This window comes from Phreatobacter stygius (assembly GCF_005144885.1).
Lineage (GTDB): Bacteria > Pseudomonadota > Alphaproteobacteria > Rhizobiales > Phreatobacteraceae > Phreatobacter > Phreatobacter stygius.
Genome location: NZ_CP039690.1, coordinates 5,909,421 through 5,926,214, shown reverse-complemented (window position 1 = coordinate 5,926,214; position 16,794 = coordinate 5,909,421). Strand labels below are relative to the sequence as shown.

Here is a 16,794-nt window from a genome sequence, read left to right as displayed (position 1 = left end):
AAGTCAGGCTGGCCGGAGGCTTGCGCTGCGCGGGCGAAGACAGCGCCAGATAACCCTCTCCCGCGAAGACGCGGGCGAGGGTTCATGCGCCGCCACTCCCCCTCACCCACCGATTTCGGCGATCACTTCGGCAATCGTCGCGATATGTGCCACCGGCCTCAGGCCGGCGATCGCCTCGGCATGAACCTGCGGCGAAAAGGCCGCGCAGCCGTCCTCGATGACGGTCACCTCGAAATCCCGGACATGGGCATCGCGCACGGTCGAGGCGACGCCGCCATTGGTGACGATGCCGGAGACCACGAGGTGCGTGATGCCGGCCTTTCTCAGCACCCATTCGAGCCTGGACATGTAAAAGGCCGAAAACGCCACCTTCTCGACCTGGATGTCGGCCGGCTTGAGACCGTCGACCAGATCATGGCCCCAGGAGCCGGGCAGGAAATCGCCCTTGGCCAGGAACGGCCGAAGCTTTTTCAGATGAGGTGAGATGAACGGCTCGCCGGCCTTGCCCGGGACCAGGGTGAAATGGGTCGAGACGATCCAGCCGCCATGCTTGCGGACGAGATCGGCGAGCGGCTTCATCCGCACCGGCACCGCCTCGATCTGAGGCGCGGCCTGGCCGGCGCGGCCATAGGCGCCATCGGGGTGGATGAAGTCGTTCTGCAGGTCGCAGAGCAGCAGGGCCGTCGTCGCGAGATCCATCAGTTGCGTTCCACGATCAGGTTGCCGAGCCGGTCGACCCGGCCGCGCTGGCCCGGCGGCACCACGGTGGTGGCGTCAGGCTGTTCCAGGATGGCCGGGCCTTCGATGACGGCACCGACCGGCAGGTCGAGCCGCGACCAGATGGCGGTGTCGCGCCAGCCGCCGAACCAGACCTTGCGGTCGCCGAGGCGCGCCTTGGCGACCGAAGCGTCGGGCCCGGGGGCCAGCGCGCCCAGATCGACCTTGGGGCGGCGGCCGATCGCGGCGGTGCGCAGATTGACGATACGCACGCCAAGACCCGGCAGGAGCCGCGAGAACGCCCTCGAATAGGCGGCCTCGAAAGCTCTTGCCGTGATCTCGCCGGTAATGCCGGTGCGGCCATCGGCAAGCATCACCGGCAGCGGCACGGCGACGGTATGGGTCTGGCCGAGATAGTGCATGTCGAGTTCGAAGGTCACGTCGATGCGCTCGACGCTGAGGCCGGCCGCGGCGACCACGGCGCGCGCCGCCTCGCCTTCTGCCGCCATGCGTCGGTCGAGGGCTGTCGCGTCGAGACCGTCGAGCGCCAGGTTCAAGGTCTGCACCTGGTCGTGGCGGATATCGGCGATGATGCAGCCCATGGCCGAGGTGACGCCGGGAAAGCGCGGCACCAGGGCCGCCTTCAGCCCGATATCGGCGATCAGCGCGCCGGCATGCAGCGCGCCGCCGCCGCCGAACGGCACCAGGGCGAATTTGCCGGGATCGTGGCCACGCTCGATCGAGACCAGCCGGATGGCGCCGGCCATGCGCGCATCGGCGACCCGGATGATCGCTTCCGCCGCCTCGTGGGTGCCGAGCCCGAGCGGCCCGCCGACATGCCGGCGGATGGCGTCGGCCGCCGCCTCGACGTCGAGCCGCTTCAGTGCCCCGCCAATGGGGCGTTCGGCATTGATCCGGCCGAGCACGACATTGGCGTCGGTCAAGGTCGGCCGGTCATTGCCCTGGCCGTAAGCGACCGGGCCCGGCCGGGAGCCGGCGCTTTCCGGGCCGACCTCCAGGAGGCCGCCCTTGTCGACATGGGCGATCGAACCGCCGCCGGCGCCGATCGTGGTGATCTCGATCATCGGGTTGCGGATGACCATGCCGAAATCGATCGTCGTCTGCGCCGCGAGCGCCGCCGCGCCGCCCGCGATCAGCGAAACGTCGAAGGAGGTGCCGCCGAGATCGCCGGTGATGACATCGGGATAGCCGGCGGCCCCGGCGATCGCCGCGGCCGCGATGACGCCGGCGGCGGGCCCCGACAGCGCCGTGCGCACCGGCAGCCGGCGCGCGGTGGCCGTCGACATGACGCCGCCATTCGACTGGACGATATGGAACGGCCCGCCGAAAGCCTCGCCGGCAAGCGCCGCCTCGAGCTTGGCGAGATAGGACCCGACCACCGGCTGCAGATAGGCGTTGAGCGCGGTGGTCGAGGCCCGTTCGAATTCGCGGATCTCGGGCAGGATTTCCGACGACACCGAGACGTGCTCGTTCGGCCAGACCGCGCGGGCGGCCGCGGCCGCCGCCCGCTCATTGGCCGGATTGGCGTAGGAATTGATGAAGACGATGGCGAGCGCCGTGACGTTCTTGGCGATCAGCGCCTCGGCGGCGAGGCGAACCTCTTCCGGATCGACCGCCTGGCGCACGGTCCCGTCGGCCAGCGTGCGTTCGCCGACCTCGACGCGCAGGTCGCGATCGGCGATCGGGGCGAAATCACCCCACAGGCCCCAGGTGTTGCGGCGGTCGCGCCGGCGCATCTCCAGCGCGTCGCGAAAGCCCGGCGTGGTGATGACGCCGATCCGCGCGCCCTTGCGCTCGAGGAGCGCATTGGTGCCGACGGTGGTGCCGTGGACGATCGAGCCGAGGCCGGACAGGGGCCCGAGGCGCTTCAGGCCGTCGAGGAAGCCGACGGCCTCGTCGCCGCGGTTCGACGGCACCTTGGCGGTCTGGAAGGTGCCCTTTGCCTCGTCCATGAAGAACAGGTCGGTGAAGGTGCCGCCGACATCGACACCGACCAGGGTCGAGCCGCTCATGTCTCGTCTCCCAGGCTATTGGCATAGTTGGTTTCGAGATGGCCGGGCGTGACATATTCAAAGATCACGTCGCGGGCGATCGCCTGCGGATCGCGCCTGGCCGGATCGCCGAAGCCGCCGCCGCCAGGCGTTTCCAGCCTGACGCGATGTCCCTGCCCGAGCTTGACCCCGGTGATCTTGGAGGCCATCGGCGGCACATGCGTGCCGGTGTCGTCGGTCCAGGTGAAGCGGTTGAGCGCGGCCGCGGTTCCGCCATTGACGCCGAACGGCGCGTAACGGCCACGTTCGCCGAGCAGGAAGACCTCGGCGCCCCGCTCGTCCAGAAGCTCGATCTCGTAGACCGCGCCGAGCCCGCCGCGATGCTGGCCGGCGCCGGCCGAATCCGGACGCAGCGCCCATTGGGTGAACATCACGGGATAGGCAGCCTCCAGGATCTCGACCGGTGGAATGGTGGCGGTCGAAATCGGATTGTTGGCATGGCTGAGGCCGTCGCTCTCCGGATTGCCGCCAAGGCCGCCGCCGAAGAAGGAGAACATCACCCAGCGCGCGCCATTGGCGCGGTGGCCGGCGATCGACAGCGCGTTGATGGTGCCGAAGGGCCCCGCTGTGGCCCGGTCCGGCACCGCAATGGCGAGCGCGCCGAACACCACGCCGATCAGGCGCAGGATGGTCTCGGTATAACCGGCCATCGGCTTGGGCGCCCGCGCCCCGAGCAGGGTGGTGTCGGGAATGACGAAGGCAATCGGCCTCAGGCAGCCGGCATTGGCCGGCACTTCGGTAAAGACATGCTTGAGCGCCACATAGCAGGCGGCGACCGTGGTGGCGGTCGAGATGTTGATCGGCCCCTGGCAAGGCGGCGAGGAGCGCGAGAAATCCAGCGTCATCCGGTCGCCTGAAATGGTGAGGTCGAGCGCCACCGTCAGTTTCTCGTCGGTGATGCCGTCATTGTCGAGATAGTCCTCGAAGGCATAGATGCCGTCGGGCAGCGCGCCGATCGCCTCGCGCATCAAGGCCTCGGCGCGGTCGGAAAAGGCCTGGAAGGCCTGGTCGACGACCGCCTCGCCATAGTCGTCGAGCAGGCTGCCGAGGCGCTTCTCGCCCAGGTCGAGCGCATTCAGCTGGCCGTTGAGATCGCCCCAGTTGGAACTGGGCAGGCGCGAATTGGCGGCGAGGATGTCGACGATGTCCTGGCGAAGCTCGCCCCTGGCGATCAGCTTGACGACCGGGATCAGCACGCCTTCCTGGAAGCTCTCGGTGGCGACCGGATTGTAGCCGCCCGGCACATTGCCGCCGATGTCGAGCCAATGACCGGCGGAGGCGAGCCAGCAGAACAGCCGGCCGTCGCGGAAGATCGGCCGGACCAGGCGGAAATCGTTGAGATGGGTGCCGCCGGCATATTGATCGTTGAAGATGAAGGTGTCGCCGGGGTTCAGATCACCCTGGAGCGCGACCTTGTCGATCACCGCCTTGACCGCGAAGGCCATGGCGCCGACGAAGATCGGCAGGCCCTTGGTGCCCTGCACCAGCGTGTCGCCGGTGTCGCGGTGGTAGAGCCCGTGGCAGGCATCGCGCGCCTCCGCGATGATCGGATTGAAGGCCGAGCGGTAGAGCGTCGCGTCCATCTCGTCGGCGATCTGCTCGAGCCGGCCCTTCAGGACCGCCAGGGTGACCGGGTCGAGCGCGGTCACGCCCCGCCTCCGCCGGCCGCATCATATTTGCGGCCCTGTTCCAGGAGCTGGGTGGTGCCGACGATCTCGGCGAGCTCATCGAAGGAATACATCTGGTCGCGAATGGCATCCGAGGTGCCGTCGGCCTTCAACGTGTCGTAGAAGGACCTGGCGATCCTGGCCATGGCGCGCACGACGCCGGCCGAGAACACCACGAGGTCGTAGCCCATGGCCTCCAGCTCGCTGACCGGGGTCATCGGCGTGCGCCCGCCCTCGACCATATTGGCCATCAGCGGCCGCTTGCCGCCGAGCGCCTTGGGCACTGCGGCCAGTTCCTCGTTGGTGCGCGGCGCCTCGACAAAAATGATGTCGGCGCCGGCCTCGGCATAACGCTCGGCCCGCTCGAAGGCCCGTTCGAAGCCCTCGACAGCGCCCGCATCGGTGCGGCCGATGACCAGCAGGCCGTTGACCCGGGCGTCGACCGCCGCCTTGATCTTGCCGACCATTTCCTCGACCGGCACCACGTCCTTGCCGCGCAGATGGCCGCAGCGTTTCGGAAAGGTCTGGTCCTCGATCTGGATGGCGGCGGCGCCTGCCCGCTCGAAGAAGCGGATGGTGCGCTGGACGGTGATGGCATTGCCGAAGCCGGTATCGCCGTCGACGATCAGCGGCACATCGACCTTGTCGGCGATGCGGGCGATCACTTCGGTCACCTCGGTCATGGTGGTGAGCCCGACATCGGCCATGCCGAGCCGCGTATAGGCGATGCCGGCGCCGGTCAGGTAGAGCGCCTCGAAGCCGGCATTGACCGCCAGCACCGCGGTCAGCGGATCGATGACACCAGGTGCCACCAGGACGGGACGCTCTTGAAGGCGTGCGCGCAGGATCTGGGCCGAGTTGTGCATCAGGCGTCTCCGGCTATGTGCAGTAAGGTCAAAAGGCGCTGCGGATCGATATCGGCTTCGAGCGCCTTGACCGCGGCGATGACGCGCAGGGCCTTGGCCTCGCCCCAGACCGGCGCGGTGATGTCGATGAATTTCTGCTCCACCTCCTCGGCCGAATAGGGATCCTCGGTATCGCCCTTGTTGGTGATCGCGGTCGATTGCAGCACGCGTCCGTCGGCGAGCCGCAGCGTGACACGCGCCGGCCGGGCCGCCGGCAGCATGGCCGACAAGGCCGGATCCTCGTCGACCCGCACGCGGCTGGCGAGCGCCAGCGTCACCTTGTCGGCCCGCGCCTTGTCCCTGAAGGCCTCGATCGAGGCCCGGCCGTGGACCAGCGTGGTGGCCAGCGCGAAGGGCAATGAGAATTTCGCCGCCAGCATGGTCTTCGGCTCGGGATCGTCGAGCTGGGCGGCCCAGACATAGGTCGCGACATCGATGCCGAGCACGGCGTGCGGATCGATCCGGCCGGCCGCCTGTCTGGTGATATCGGCCAGCGCATCGAGCGCGGCATGGGTGTAGCGGCAGGCGGCGTGGCGCTTGAAATAATTGCGCGCGATCTCGTAGCGCTCGCCGAGTTGGTCGGTCATCGCCTCCGGCCTGAAATCGCTCGCCGCCACCGTGCCATAGACGGTCGCGACACCGTCGCGCTCGCCACCGAAGCCGGCCGCGACCATTTCCCAGGCGATCAGCCCGAGCTTATTGGAAAAGCCGGCGAAGGAATTCCTCACCGTCGCGCCTTCCAGCATGGTCTTGCGGCTGGTGGTCAGCCCGAGCGACGAGGCGACATTGATCGTCTCGACCATGGTCTCCGGATCGGCCTCGTTGAGCCGGGCGATGGCGACCGCCGCCCCGACCGTGCCCCAGGTGCCGTGGGGATGCATCGCGACATTGAGCCGGGAGGCAATGCCGATGCGGGCGCCGATCTCGTAGCCGAGCACGATCGCGGTGATCAGGTCCTCGCCGGAACAGCCCATGCGGGCAGCAGCGATCAAGGCCGCCGGCACGACATGAATGCCGGGATGGCCACGGGCATATTGATTGCCCTCGTCGAGCTCGAGCATGGTGCCGGCGGTGCCGCCGAGAAAAGCCGCGTTGGAGGCGGACAGCCGCTTCGAACTGCCGATCACCTGGGACGAACCGGTGCCGTCGAGGGCGCCGAGCCGCATGGCGAGCGCCTGCATTTCAGGTTCCGCCATGCCGGCGGTGATGGCGCCGACGCAATCGGTGATCACCTGTTTGGCGCGCGCCACCACCGGATCGGGCAGGTCGTGAAAGGTCAGGTTGGCGGCGAACCGGCCCCATTCGGCGAGCCATTCCCCGCGCGGTTCGGCGGCAAGTTCGGTGGCGGTCTTCACACCCGGCGTGACGATGGTCATGGTCAGAGCCCCAGATAGGCGCGTTTGAGCGCGGGATCGGCGGCGAGGTCCTGCGCCCTGCCCTTCAGGGCGAAGACCCCGTTCTCCAGGATGAAGGCGCGGCTGGCGAGCTCCAGCGACTGGACGACATTCTGCTCGACCAGCATGACCGCCAGGCCCTCGGCATTGATCCGGGCGACAAGCTGGAACATCTCCTCGACCAGCAGCGGCGAGAGCCCCAGCGAGGGTTCGTCGAGGATGATCAGCCGCGGCTCCGCCATCAGCCCGCGGCCGATGGCCAGCATCTGCTGTTCGCCGCCCGAAAGTGTGCCCGCCTGCTGTCCCACCCGTTCCTTCAAGCGGGGAAAGATTGCGAATGCCTTCTCCAGATTGATCGATCTGTTGGCTTTGCCGCGCCGGTAGGAGCCGAGTTCCAGATTTTCCTTCACCGTCATGTTCGGGAAGATCTTCCGGCCCTCGGGAACATGGATCAGGCCAAGGTCGACGATCACCTGGGAGGCGGCATGGGTAATATCGCGGCCGAGAAAGTGGATGCGCCCCGATGTCGCCGCGCAGACACCCGACAGGACCTTGTTGAGCGTGGTCTTGCCGACGCCATTGGAACCGAGCACGGCGACGATCTCGCCAGGTTCGACCGTCATGGTCAGGCCGCGCAGGATCTCGGTCGGACCATAACCGGCGCGCAGGTCGTTGATGACAAGCAGCGGTTCAGCCATGACTGGCCTCCGCACTGAGCCGCCTGGCGGCGCCATGGCCGAGATAGGCTTCCACCACCTTGCTGTCGCCGACAACCTCCGCCGGCGTGCCCCGCGCAATGGTGCGGCCGTTGGCGATGACATGGACCGCCTCGCAGAGGCTCATCACCGCCTGCATGACATGCTCGATCATCAAGATGGTGACGCCCGACGCACGCACCGACCGGATCACCGGCAGGATGTCGCGGATCTCCGAGGGATTGAGCCCAGCCAGAACCTCGTCGAGCAACAGCAGCCGCGGCTCGGTGGCCAGCGCCCGCGCAAGTTCCAGGCGCTTGCGGCCGGCCACCGTCAGGGATGCCGCCGGCTTGTCGAGATCGGCGCCAAGACCGACCTTGGCCGCGACCGCGCGCGCCTTGGCGAGCGCCTCGGCGCGACCGGCATGGCGCAGATAGGCACCGACGGCAATGTTTTCGCAGACATCGAGGCCGGCAAAGGGCTGGACGATCTGAAAGGTGCGGGCAATGCCCATCAGCGCCAGCGCCTCGGGCTTGCGGCCGGTAATATCCTTGCCCTCGAACAGGATGCGTCCCGAAGTCGGCTGCTCGAAACCGGAGATCAGCGTGAACAGCGTGGTCTTGCCGGCGCCGTTCGGGCCGATCAGGCCGGCAATCGCGCCGGCCTCGACATGCATGCTGACGTCGTTGACCGCGACGAGCCCGCCAAAACGTTTGGTGACCGCCTCCACCCGCAGCATCAGCGGCCTCCCCTCGGCACCAGGCGGCTCGCCAGGCCCATGACGCCCTGGGGCGCAAAGGCGATGGCCAGGATCAAGAGCACGCCATAGACGACCAGGTCGACGCCCGGCACGGCCGCGCCGAACAGCGCGTGGATGCCGATCTTGGCCAGTTCGCCGAGGCCGAGCAGGGTCAGCGTGCCGAACAAGGGACCGAACAGCGTGCCGATGCCGCCGATGATCGGCGCCAGCAAGGCCTCGACCGAGATCCACGAGCCATAGGCGATGTTGGCATCGATATAGAGGAATTTCTGGGTGTAGAGCGCGCCGGCGACGGCGGTGATCGCCGCCGACAGGGTGATCGCCTTCAGCTTCACCCTGAGCGTATCGACGCCGAGCGCGCGCGCCGCATCCTCGTTCTCGCGCACCGCCACCAGATAGGCGCCGAAACGCGACAGCTCCACCGCGCGGTTGATCACCAGGACCAGGCCGACCAGCGCCAGGGCCAGATAGAAGAAGGCCTCGCGCGCCGCGAACTGGAAATTGCCGATGCGGACGTCGAGCGGCACCAGGATGCCGGCCGCCCCGCCAGTGATTGGCGCGGCATTGGCGAGGATGCGGAAAACCTCGGCGAAAGCCAGCGTCACCAGGGCGAAATAGGACCCGCGCAGCCGCGCCCGGAAGGCAAGATAGCCAATCGCCGCGCCGGCAAGGCCGCCGGCGGCCACCGCCAGTGGCAAAGCAGCCCAGGGATTGACCCCGAAGCGGGTCTGCAGGATCGCCTGGGCATAGGCGCCGGTGCCGAAAAAGGCGGCGTGGCCGAAGGAAAACTGGCCGCCATAACCGCCGGCGATGTTCCAGCCCTGCGCCGCCAGCGTGATGATCAGCGCAAACACCAGCAGATTGACCAGGAGGTTGGCGCCCACCGCCAGGCCGGTGCCGACCAGCAGCGGCACGGCGAGCGGCAGGGCGGCCAGCAGAGCCACGACCAGGGCGATCGATCGGAAGTCCCGGAGCCTCATGCCTTGGCTCCGAACAGGCCGGTCGGGCGGAACAGCAGCACCAGGATGAAGATCACGAAAATGCCGATCTGCCCGAGGCTCTCGCCGAGATAGAGGCCGCAGAGGCTTTCGACCGCGCCGATCGCCAGCCCGCCGATCAGCGCGCCGGGGATGGAGCCCATGCCGCCCAGCACCACCACGGTGAAGGCGACCAGGACGAAGGCGTTGCCGACGCGCGGATTGACGTAGAAGGAGGGCATCAGCAGGCAGGCGGCAATGGCGATGCAAGCCGTGCCGAGCCCGAAGGTGACGGCATAGATGTGCCGGACGTCGATGCCGACCAGGGCGGCTCCGAGCTTCTCTTTCGCCACCGCCCGGATCGCCTTGCCGGTATCGGTCAGCGACAGCACCGCCCAGAGCACGACCGCTACCAGGATGGCGACGCCGAAGCCGATCACCCTGGGCAGCGACAGCAGCGCAAAACCGAGATCGACCACCTGGAAGGAATAGTCGAGCGTCAGCGCGCGGGTGTCCGAGCGGAACACCGCGAGCAGCGCATTTTCCAGGATGATCGACAGGCCGAGCGTCACCAACAGGATCGAACCGTCGTCATTGCGGCTCGCCGGCCCGATGACCAGGCGCTGCAGGCCATAACCCAGGCCAAAGAACAGCGGGGTCAGGACAGGGATCGCCAGGTAAGGATCGAGCCCGAGGCCGAGATGCACCATGAGGACCGCGAACATGGCGAGCGTCAGCAGCGCGCCATGGGCGAAATTGATGATATGCAGCACGCCATAGACCAGCGTCAGCCCGAGCGCGACGAGGGCATAGACCGAACCGGTGAGCAGGCCGTTGAGCACGGCTTCCAGCACGATCTGGGGCGGGTAGGAATGAAACACCTGATGATCCTGCTTCTCTTTACGAAAACAAGGCATCTCGTCGTGGCCGGATGGGTCCGGCCAGCGCTGGTCGCGTCAGGGTCGTCTATTGCGTGACGCGCGCGACGGTGCGCCGCGCGCGCCGGTTATCAGCCGGTCACCGGATAGACCGGCTTGGCGTCGGCGAATTCGGCCGGGAAGATCACCTTGATGTCGCCCCCCTGGATCTGGGTGTTGACCGGCCCTGCCCCGAGGTTCTGGCCGTTTTCGAACCTGGTCGGGCCGTAAGGCATGATGTGATCGGCAAAGGTCGAGGCGGTGATCGCCTCGATGATCTTGACCCGGTCGCGCGAGGCGGCCCGCTCGATGGCATCGGCCACCAGCCGGACGCAGGAATAGTTGAGCGGCGTGTTGTAGAGCCAGAACCGGCCCGTTGCCTCGACCTGCTTGCGCAGTTCGGCGGTCTTCGGCTTGCGCGGATCGGCCCAGTGATTGCAGTCCATCACATTGGCCGCGGCCTCGGGGAATTCCTTGACGAAACGGAAATTGGAGGCCGCCCCGTTGAGCACCGCATAGATGCCCTTCGGGCGGATGCGCTGCTGCTGCATGGTGCGGGCGAGCAGCACGAACTCGCCGTAATAGCTCGACGGAATGACCAGGTCGGGGTTCAGCGCCCGGATGCGCAAGGCGACGTTCGACATGTCGCGCGCCGGCGTCGGATGGGCAATGGTCTCCAGGATCTGGAAGCCGAGCGCCGAAAGCCGCTCGTTCATCAGCTTGGCAAGCCCGGTGCCGAACAGGCCGTCCTCATGGACCAGCACGACCGTCCTGGCCGGCTTGCCGGCGGCATCGTTGAGCTTGACCAGGTTTTCGATCGCCGCCTTGGTCACCGTGCCGAAGCCCGGCCCGAAGCGGAACGTGTTCTTCAGCCCGCGCGAGACGATGGCATCGGAGACGCCGACATCGACGACATAGGCGAGATCATAACGCGAGGCCGCCTGGGATGCGGCCAGGCAGATCGGCGAGGCAAAGCCGCCGACCACCGCCGCGACGCCCTCGGCATGCATGCGCTCGACCTCCTGGGTGCCGCCCTCCGGATTGGAGCGGGCATCACCGAACACCATTTCGAGCTTGGCGCCGCCGAGCGACTTGATGCCGCCGGCCGCATTGACCTCGTTGATCGCGGCCTCGGCGCCGATCCGGCCATATTCGCCGTCCTGGGCGAGATTGCCGGTCACCGGCTGGAGAATGCCGAGCTTGACCGGCGCCGGCTGGGCCATGAGCAGCCCCGGTGCCGAGAGCAAGGTCGCGCCGGCCGCTCCGGTCTTGATCAGGCTGCGCCGCGACAATCCATTCAGAGAAGCCGTCCGGCCGTTGAGAGAAGTCATCCCGCTCGTCTCCGTCTTTCCCGTTACCCTGGAAGTGCCGGCGTGGAAGGCCGGTCGTTGAACCATTCGATCCCCGCTTGACCGCGCGATGACGCGTGTCGTGTCGATCAGTCGGCGGTCGCCGTGCCGTTGAAATTATTGCCGCCGCGAAAGCGCTCGACCGGCGACCACAACCGGTCGCCGCCGGAATCGATGCGGACGAGATCCATCTGAAACGAATAGCGGTCGGGACGATAGAGCGCGACCAGGTGCTCGATGCCGCGCCGCTTGACGTCGAAGACGACCCGGGTGAGCGCGATCAGGGGCGAGCCGATGTCGATGCCCAGCGCCTCGGCGACACCGGGGCCGGCAAGGGTCGCGGAAATGGTCTGGGTGGCGCGGTCGACCTTGACGCCGGAGCGCTCGATCAGGGTCAAAAGCGGCAGTGCGGCGAGTTCCTGCTCGGTATAGGTCGTGCCGATGCGCGCCGGCACGTGGGTGACGAGATAGCTGAACGGCTCGCCGTCGATGATGCGCACGCGCACCGAGCGCTGGGCCTTCTCGCTGTCGTCGAGGCGCAGCGCCTCGGCAACGTCGGCGGCGGGCTCGAGATAACCGAATTGCAACAACCGGACATCGGTCGAGCGGCCCATTTCGACGAGGTGGGCCAGTGCGTTGGAGAGATCGGCAACGATCGGCCGCTTGATCATCCGGGCGGTGATGAAAGTGCCGGCGCCCGGCCGGCGCGAGATCAGGCCCTCGCGCTCGAGTTCGGCCAGCGCGCGCCGGATGGTGACGCGGGAGACATCGTGGAGATCGGCGAGATCCGGTTCGGACGGCAGCCTGGTTCCCGGAGTGAGTTCGCCGGAGGTGATACGATCGCGCAGGGTCAGGTAGACCCGCCGCGTCTTGGAGGTCTCGATTGCGTCTGCCATGATTGTCTCGTCACCCCGATGACTCTCAGCGCCCCATGCGTCACAACCCCTTGCGGAGTGTGACATTTCGGCAATCGTTTGCGCCCGGAAGTCCATTGACGTCAACTACACCATCGCAATTTCCCGCTAGCTGTCTAGTCTATGATACAATCTCCGCCGGTCAAGCCGTGATCGAAAGAATAACCCAGTGACGGCACCATACACGCTCTTCGACAAGCTCTGGGACGCCCATGTCGTGACCGTCAGGGACGACGGCCTGTCGCTTCTGTGGATCGACCGGCATTTCGTCCATGAAGGGTCGCATCATGCCTTCGGCCAGATCGCCGCGCGCGGCGTCACAGTGGCGCGGCCGGACCTGACCTTCGGGGTCGCCGATCATTATGTGCCGACCCGCGGGCGGGGCGGCCCGATCCCCGACCTGTCGATCTCCCGCATGGTCGACATGCTCGCGGCGAATGCCGCGACCCATGGCATTACCCTGTTCGGGCTCGACGATCCGCGCCAGGGCATCGTTCATGTGGTGGGGCCGGAACAGGGCCTGACCCTGCCCGGGCTGACCATCGTCTGCGGCGACAGCCACACCTCCACGCATGGCGCCTTCGGGGCCTATGCTTTCGGCATCGGCGCGTCCGAGGTCGCCCATGTGCTGGCAACCCAGACCTTGTGGCAGAAGAAGCCGAAGCGGCTCAGGATCCGCGTCGAGGGCGTGACCGCGCCTGATATCGCGGCCAAGGACATCATGCTCACCGTGATCGCCACGATCGGCGCCGACGGCGCGGCTGGCCATGCCATCGAATATGCGGGATCGGCGATCCGGGCGCTGACGATGGAAGGCCGCATGACGCTGTGCAACATGTCGATCGAGGCCGGCGGCCGTTGCGGCATGGTGGCGCCCGATGCGGCAACCCTGGCCTATCTCAGAGGCCGGCCCTTCGCGCCCGACGGGGCGACGCTGGACGCCGCCGAAGCGGCCTGGGCGCGGCTCGCCAGCGATCCGGACGCCGCGTTCGACCGCGAGGTGGTGCTCGACGGCAGCGAGATCGCGCCGACCGTGACCTGGGGCATCAGCCCGGAACACGCCTTGCCGATCTCGGCGACGGTGCCCGATCCGGCCCGCATCGACGACCCGGTCAAGGCCGCCGCGGTGCGCGACGCGCTGGCCTATATGGACCTTGCCGCCGGCCAGCGGATCGACGCCATTGCGGTCGACCGGGTGTTCATCGGCTCCTGCACCAATGCCCGCATCGAGGATCTGCGCGCCGCGGCCGCGGTGCTGCGCGACAAGCGGGCCGTCATCCCCGGCGTGGTGTCGCCGGGCTCGTCGGCGGTCAAGCGCCAGGCCGAGGACGAGGGCCTGGCGGCGATCTTCCAGGCCGCCGGCCTCGAATGGGTCGAGTCCGGTTGTTCCATGTGTGTCGGCATGAATGGCGACATGGTCGGCCCCGGCGAACGCTGCGCCTCCACCACCAACCGCAATTTCAAGGGCCGCCAGGGGCCGGGCGCGCGCACCCACCTGATGTCGCCGGCCATGGTGGCGGCCGCCGCCGTCACCGGCCGGCTCACCGATGTCAGGCGCATGCGATGAGACCGTTCAAGACCGAGACGGCGCCAATGCTGAGGCTTGCCGCCGCCAATATCGACACCGACCAGCTGATCCCGGCGCGCTTCATGAAGGAGCCGCGCAAGCCTGACGGTTATGGCCGCTTCCTGTTGCACGACCTGATTGCCGAAGGCCTGCTGCCGGCGCCCCTGCCCGGCCAGACCGTGGTGGTCGCCCGGCGCAATTTCGGCGGCGGCTCGTCGCGCGAGGCGGCGGTCTATGCGCTCGCCGATTTCGGTTTCCGGGTGGTGATCGCGCCGAGCTTCGGCGATATCTTCGCCGCCAACTGCGTCAAGAACGGCGTGGTTCCGGCAGAGGTCAGCGAGGCCGATGCCGAGGCCCTGCTGGAGGCCGCGGCCCTCACCGTGACCGTCGACCTCGAAGCCCGGCGCATCACCGCCGGCAATCTGGCGGTCGACTTCTCAATCGATCCGGTCTGGCGCACGCAGCTCCTGAAGGGCTTCGACGATATCGACATGACGCTGGCCGAAGCACCGGCGATCGAGGCCTTCACGGCGAAGGACGCGCTGGCCAGGGGTTGGGCTGCGCCGCGGCGCTAACCAAACCTCGCCCGCCTGCGGGCGAGGGGGCGCTTAGCTAACCTTCTCCCATGGGGAGAAGGTGGCGGCGTCAGCCGCCGGATGAGGAGACGTCCAAATCAGGATAAGGCGGTATGCTCGACGAGCGCCGGCACGTGTTGTCGAAGCTTACGCCCCTCACCCGGCGCCTGACGGCGCCACCCTCTCCCAATGGGCTACGACATTCACACATCGTGGGTTGCGAGGAGGATGCGGCTCTGATTCCTTGATCCGCAGCTAGCGGGAGGAAGCAGATGCAGGAGCATGGGCTGGGGCGGTTTGGCGACCGCCGGCTGGAAAAAGGGGGGTCTTTTTGCACCGCCGGCTGGTCGAGTGGGGTGGTCGTGGCATTCGGATTCGGCCGCTGGGCGGCAACCGGCGAGGCGAGATGCGCCTGACCCGTTTGCTGCGCAATCCGGCGGTGACGGTCGAAGAGATGGCGGCGACGGCGCAAGAGCGCACGGCGGAACGGTGTATCGGCCGGCCGGTGCTGGCGATCCAGGACACCACCAGCATCAAGTCGAGCGGCGGCGGTGGGCTTATGTTGCATGCGATGATCGCGGTGGATGCCGAGGACGGCGCCATCCTGGGGTTGGCGCATGCTCAATTCATGAGCCGCGACAAAGGCTTGCGTGGGGAGCGGAAATCCCGCCCATTGGCGGCGAAAGAGAGCCGGCGCTGGCTGGAAGGGGGCGAAGACGCGGCCAGGATCGGGGCGCTGGCTCGTAGCGTGACGGTGATCGCCGATCGCGAGGGCGATATCTTCGAGGCCTTTGCACGACGCCCGAAGGACATCGAGCTTCTGGTCAGGGCGGCCCAAGATCGCAGCCTCGGCGATGGCGGTCGGCTGTTTGCCACCGTGGATGCCTTGCCTGAGGCCGGCCGGACCCTGCTGGACCTGCCGGCCAAGCCCGGCCGCAAGGCGCGCCAGGCGCGACTGGCGGTCCGCTTCATGGCGGCGCAATTGGCACGTCCCAAGGCCGGCACACCAGGACTTGAGGCCCTGCCGGCGAGCGTCGGCATGACGCTGGTCGATATCCGCGAAGTCGATCCACCGGCGGGCGAGCCGGCGGTTCACTGGCGGCTCTTGATCTCGCGCGCGGTCCGCGACATCACCGAAGCCCTGGCGGTGGCCGAGCTCTACCGGCGTCGTTGGGCCATCGAGCAGTTGTTCCGCACCCTGAAGACCCAGGGCTACGACATCGAAGGCCTGCGCATCGCCGAGGATGTGCCCCGTCTCAAGCTGGTCATGGCAGCGCTGGTGGCCGCGGTCAGCGTCCAGCAACTCGTCCATGCTCGTGACGGCGCATCGCCTCAGACCCCGCTCAGGCCGTTCACCGATGCCTTCCAGCCGGAAGATCAGCCCTTGCTCGAGGCGCTCTCGGCCAAGCTGGAGGGCAAGACCCAGCGGCAGAAGAATCCACACCCCAAGGGCTCGCTCGCCTTTGCCGCCTGGGTTTGCGCAAGGCTCGGTGGCTGGACCGGATATTACGGCAAGCCTGGCCCGATGGTCATGCTACAGGGCTGGCTATCCTTCTACGATGCCAAGCAGGGATGGGACGCTCTCGCCCAGGCAAAAGATGTGTGAATCTAGTAGCCCAATGGGAGAGGGTTAACTCAAGAGCCCTTCCGCGTCAGGCCGCGTCGCCAGCGATCGCCCGCTGCACCGCCGGCCGCTCCTGCATGCGCCGCATGTGGTCGGCTACTTTCGGGAAGCGCGCGACGTCGACGCCGTCGCCTTCGAGCCAGCGCGCCATGGTGTAGAGATAGGGATCGGCAATCGTATAGCTCTCGCCCATCGCCCAGGGACCAACCAGCATCTCGCGTTCGATCAGAGCGAAGCTCTCGGCCATGGTCTCCGGCACCTTGCGCTTCATGTCGGCATAGGAGGTTTCTTCGCTGGCCCAGCGATAGCCGCGCATCTTGTGAGCGTGATTGATGTGGACGGTCGAGCAGAGATAGCTGTTGAAGGCCTGGATCTGGGCGAAGGCGAAGGCATCGTCCGATGGCGCCAGTTTCGCCTGGGGATAGGCCTGGGCGATATAGGCCAGGATCGCCGGCGTCTCGGTCAGCACACCCTGGGGCGTCGCCAAGGCCGGCACCCTGCCCTTCGGATTGACGGCGAGATAGTCGGCGGTCCTCTGCTGGCCGCCGGCCATGTCGAGGCGCACCGCCTCGTAAGCCGCGCCGGCCTCCTCCAAAGCGATGCGCGAGGCCAGCGCGCAGGTCTTGGGCCCAAAGAAGAACTTCAAGGTCATGATGCCTCC

15 protein-coding genes are annotated in these 16,794 nt (G+C 67.3%); 3 read left to right on the top strand and 12 right to left on the bottom strand.

Annotated elements, in window-relative coordinates; all coding sequences use genetic code 11:
• Positions 1–102: 102 nt before the first annotated feature.
• The 11 genes from E8M01_RS27930 to E8M01_RS27880 all read right to left on the bottom strand — a co-directional run bounded on the left by E8M01_RS27930 (position 103) and on the right by E8M01_RS27880 (position 12,349).
• The gene (locus E8M01_RS27930) at positions 103–699 is read right to left on the bottom strand and encodes a cysteine hydrolase family protein (RefSeq protein WP_136963143.1); all 597 of its coding nucleotides are present in this window, start codon (positions 697–699) and stop codon (positions 103–105) included.
• The gene (locus E8M01_RS27925; protein ID WP_136963142.1) at positions 699–2,750 is read right to left on the bottom strand and encodes a hydantoinase/oxoprolinase family protein; all 2,052 of its coding nucleotides are present in this window, start codon (positions 2,748–2,750) and stop codon (positions 699–701) included. The genes E8M01_RS27930 and E8M01_RS27925 overlap by 1 nt, the downstream gene beginning before the upstream one ends.
• A complete protein-coding gene (locus tag E8M01_RS27920) occupies positions 2,747–4,438 on the bottom strand; it encodes a hydantoinase B/oxoprolinase family protein (protein ID WP_136963141.1) in 1,692 nt (563 codons plus the stop codon). The genes E8M01_RS27925 and E8M01_RS27920 overlap by 4 nt, the downstream gene beginning before the upstream one ends.
• Positions 4,435–5,322, bottom strand: a complete 888-nt coding sequence (locus E8M01_RS27915; RefSeq protein ID WP_136963140.1) for an isocitrate lyase/PEP mutase family protein — start codon at positions 5,320–5,322, stop codon at positions 4,435–4,437. Before E8M01_RS27915 ends, E8M01_RS27920 begins: the two co-directional genes overlap by 4 nt.
• Positions 5,322–6,737: an MmgE/PrpD family protein gene (locus E8M01_RS27910; RefSeq protein WP_136963139.1), complete on the bottom strand. Its 1,416-nt coding sequence runs from the start codon at positions 6,735–6,737 to the stop codon at positions 5,322–5,324. The genes E8M01_RS27915 and E8M01_RS27910 overlap by 1 nt, the downstream gene beginning before the upstream one ends.
• Before the next feature lie 2 nt (positions 6,738–6,739).
• On the bottom strand, positions 6,740–7,441 hold the full coding sequence (locus E8M01_RS27905) for an ABC transporter ATP-binding protein (RefSeq protein WP_136964872.1): 702 nt from the start codon (positions 7,439–7,441) through the stop codon (positions 6,740–6,742).
• Between the two features lie 4 nt (positions 7,442–7,445).
• A complete protein-coding gene (locus tag E8M01_RS27900; RefSeq protein ID WP_136963138.1) occupies positions 7,446–8,189 on the bottom strand; it encodes an ABC transporter ATP-binding protein in 744 nt (247 codons plus the stop codon).
• A complete protein-coding gene (locus E8M01_RS27895; RefSeq protein ID WP_136963137.1) occupies positions 8,189–9,190 on the bottom strand; it encodes a branched-chain amino acid ABC transporter permease in 1,002 nt (333 codons plus the stop codon). Before E8M01_RS27895 ends, E8M01_RS27900 begins: the two co-directional genes overlap by 1 nt.
• A complete protein-coding gene (locus E8M01_RS27890; RefSeq protein ID WP_246088460.1) occupies positions 9,187–10,068 on the bottom strand; it encodes a branched-chain amino acid ABC transporter permease in 882 nt (293 codons plus the stop codon). Before E8M01_RS27890 ends, E8M01_RS27895 begins: the two co-directional genes overlap by 4 nt.
• A gap of 128 nt (positions 10,069–10,196) precedes the next feature.
• A complete protein-coding gene (locus E8M01_RS27885) occupies positions 10,197–11,435 on the bottom strand; it encodes an ABC transporter substrate-binding protein (protein ID WP_136963135.1) in 1,239 nt (412 codons plus the stop codon).
• A 107-nt stretch (positions 11,436–11,542) separates the two neighbouring features.
• A complete protein-coding gene (locus E8M01_RS27880; protein ID WP_136963134.1) occupies positions 11,543–12,349 on the bottom strand; it encodes a GntR family transcriptional regulator in 807 nt (268 codons plus the stop codon).
• A gap of 187 nt (positions 12,350–12,536) precedes the next feature.
• On the opposite strand from E8M01_RS27880, the gene leuC reads away from it, so the two are divergent.
• The 3 genes from leuC (at position 12,537) to E8M01_RS27865 (ending at position 16,115) form a co-directional block, all read left to right on the top strand.
• Entirely contained in the window at positions 12,537–13,934 is a 1,398-nt protein-coding gene (gene leuC / locus E8M01_RS27875) for a 3-isopropylmalate dehydratase large subunit (protein WP_136963133.1), read from the top strand.
• Complete coding sequence (leuD, locus tag E8M01_RS27870; RefSeq protein WP_136963132.1) at positions 13,931–14,509, top strand: 3-isopropylmalate dehydratase small subunit; 579 nt, start codon at positions 13,931–13,933, stop codon at positions 14,507–14,509. The genes leuC and leuD overlap by 4 nt, the downstream gene beginning before the upstream one ends.
• 406 nt (positions 14,510–14,915) lie before the next feature.
• Positions 14,916–16,115, top strand: a complete 1,200-nt coding sequence (locus E8M01_RS27865; protein WP_136963131.1) for an IS4 family transposase — start codon at positions 14,916–14,918, stop codon at positions 16,113–16,115.
• 46 nt (positions 16,116–16,161) lie between these two features.
• Here the strand turns inward: E8M01_RS27865 and E8M01_RS27860 are convergent, their stop codons facing one another.
• The gene (locus tag E8M01_RS27860; protein WP_136963130.1) at positions 16,162–16,785 is read right to left on the bottom strand and encodes a glutathione S-transferase family protein; all 624 of its coding nucleotides are present in this window, start codon (positions 16,783–16,785) and stop codon (positions 16,162–16,164) included.
• Between the last annotated feature and the right edge of the window lie 9 nt (positions 16,786–16,794).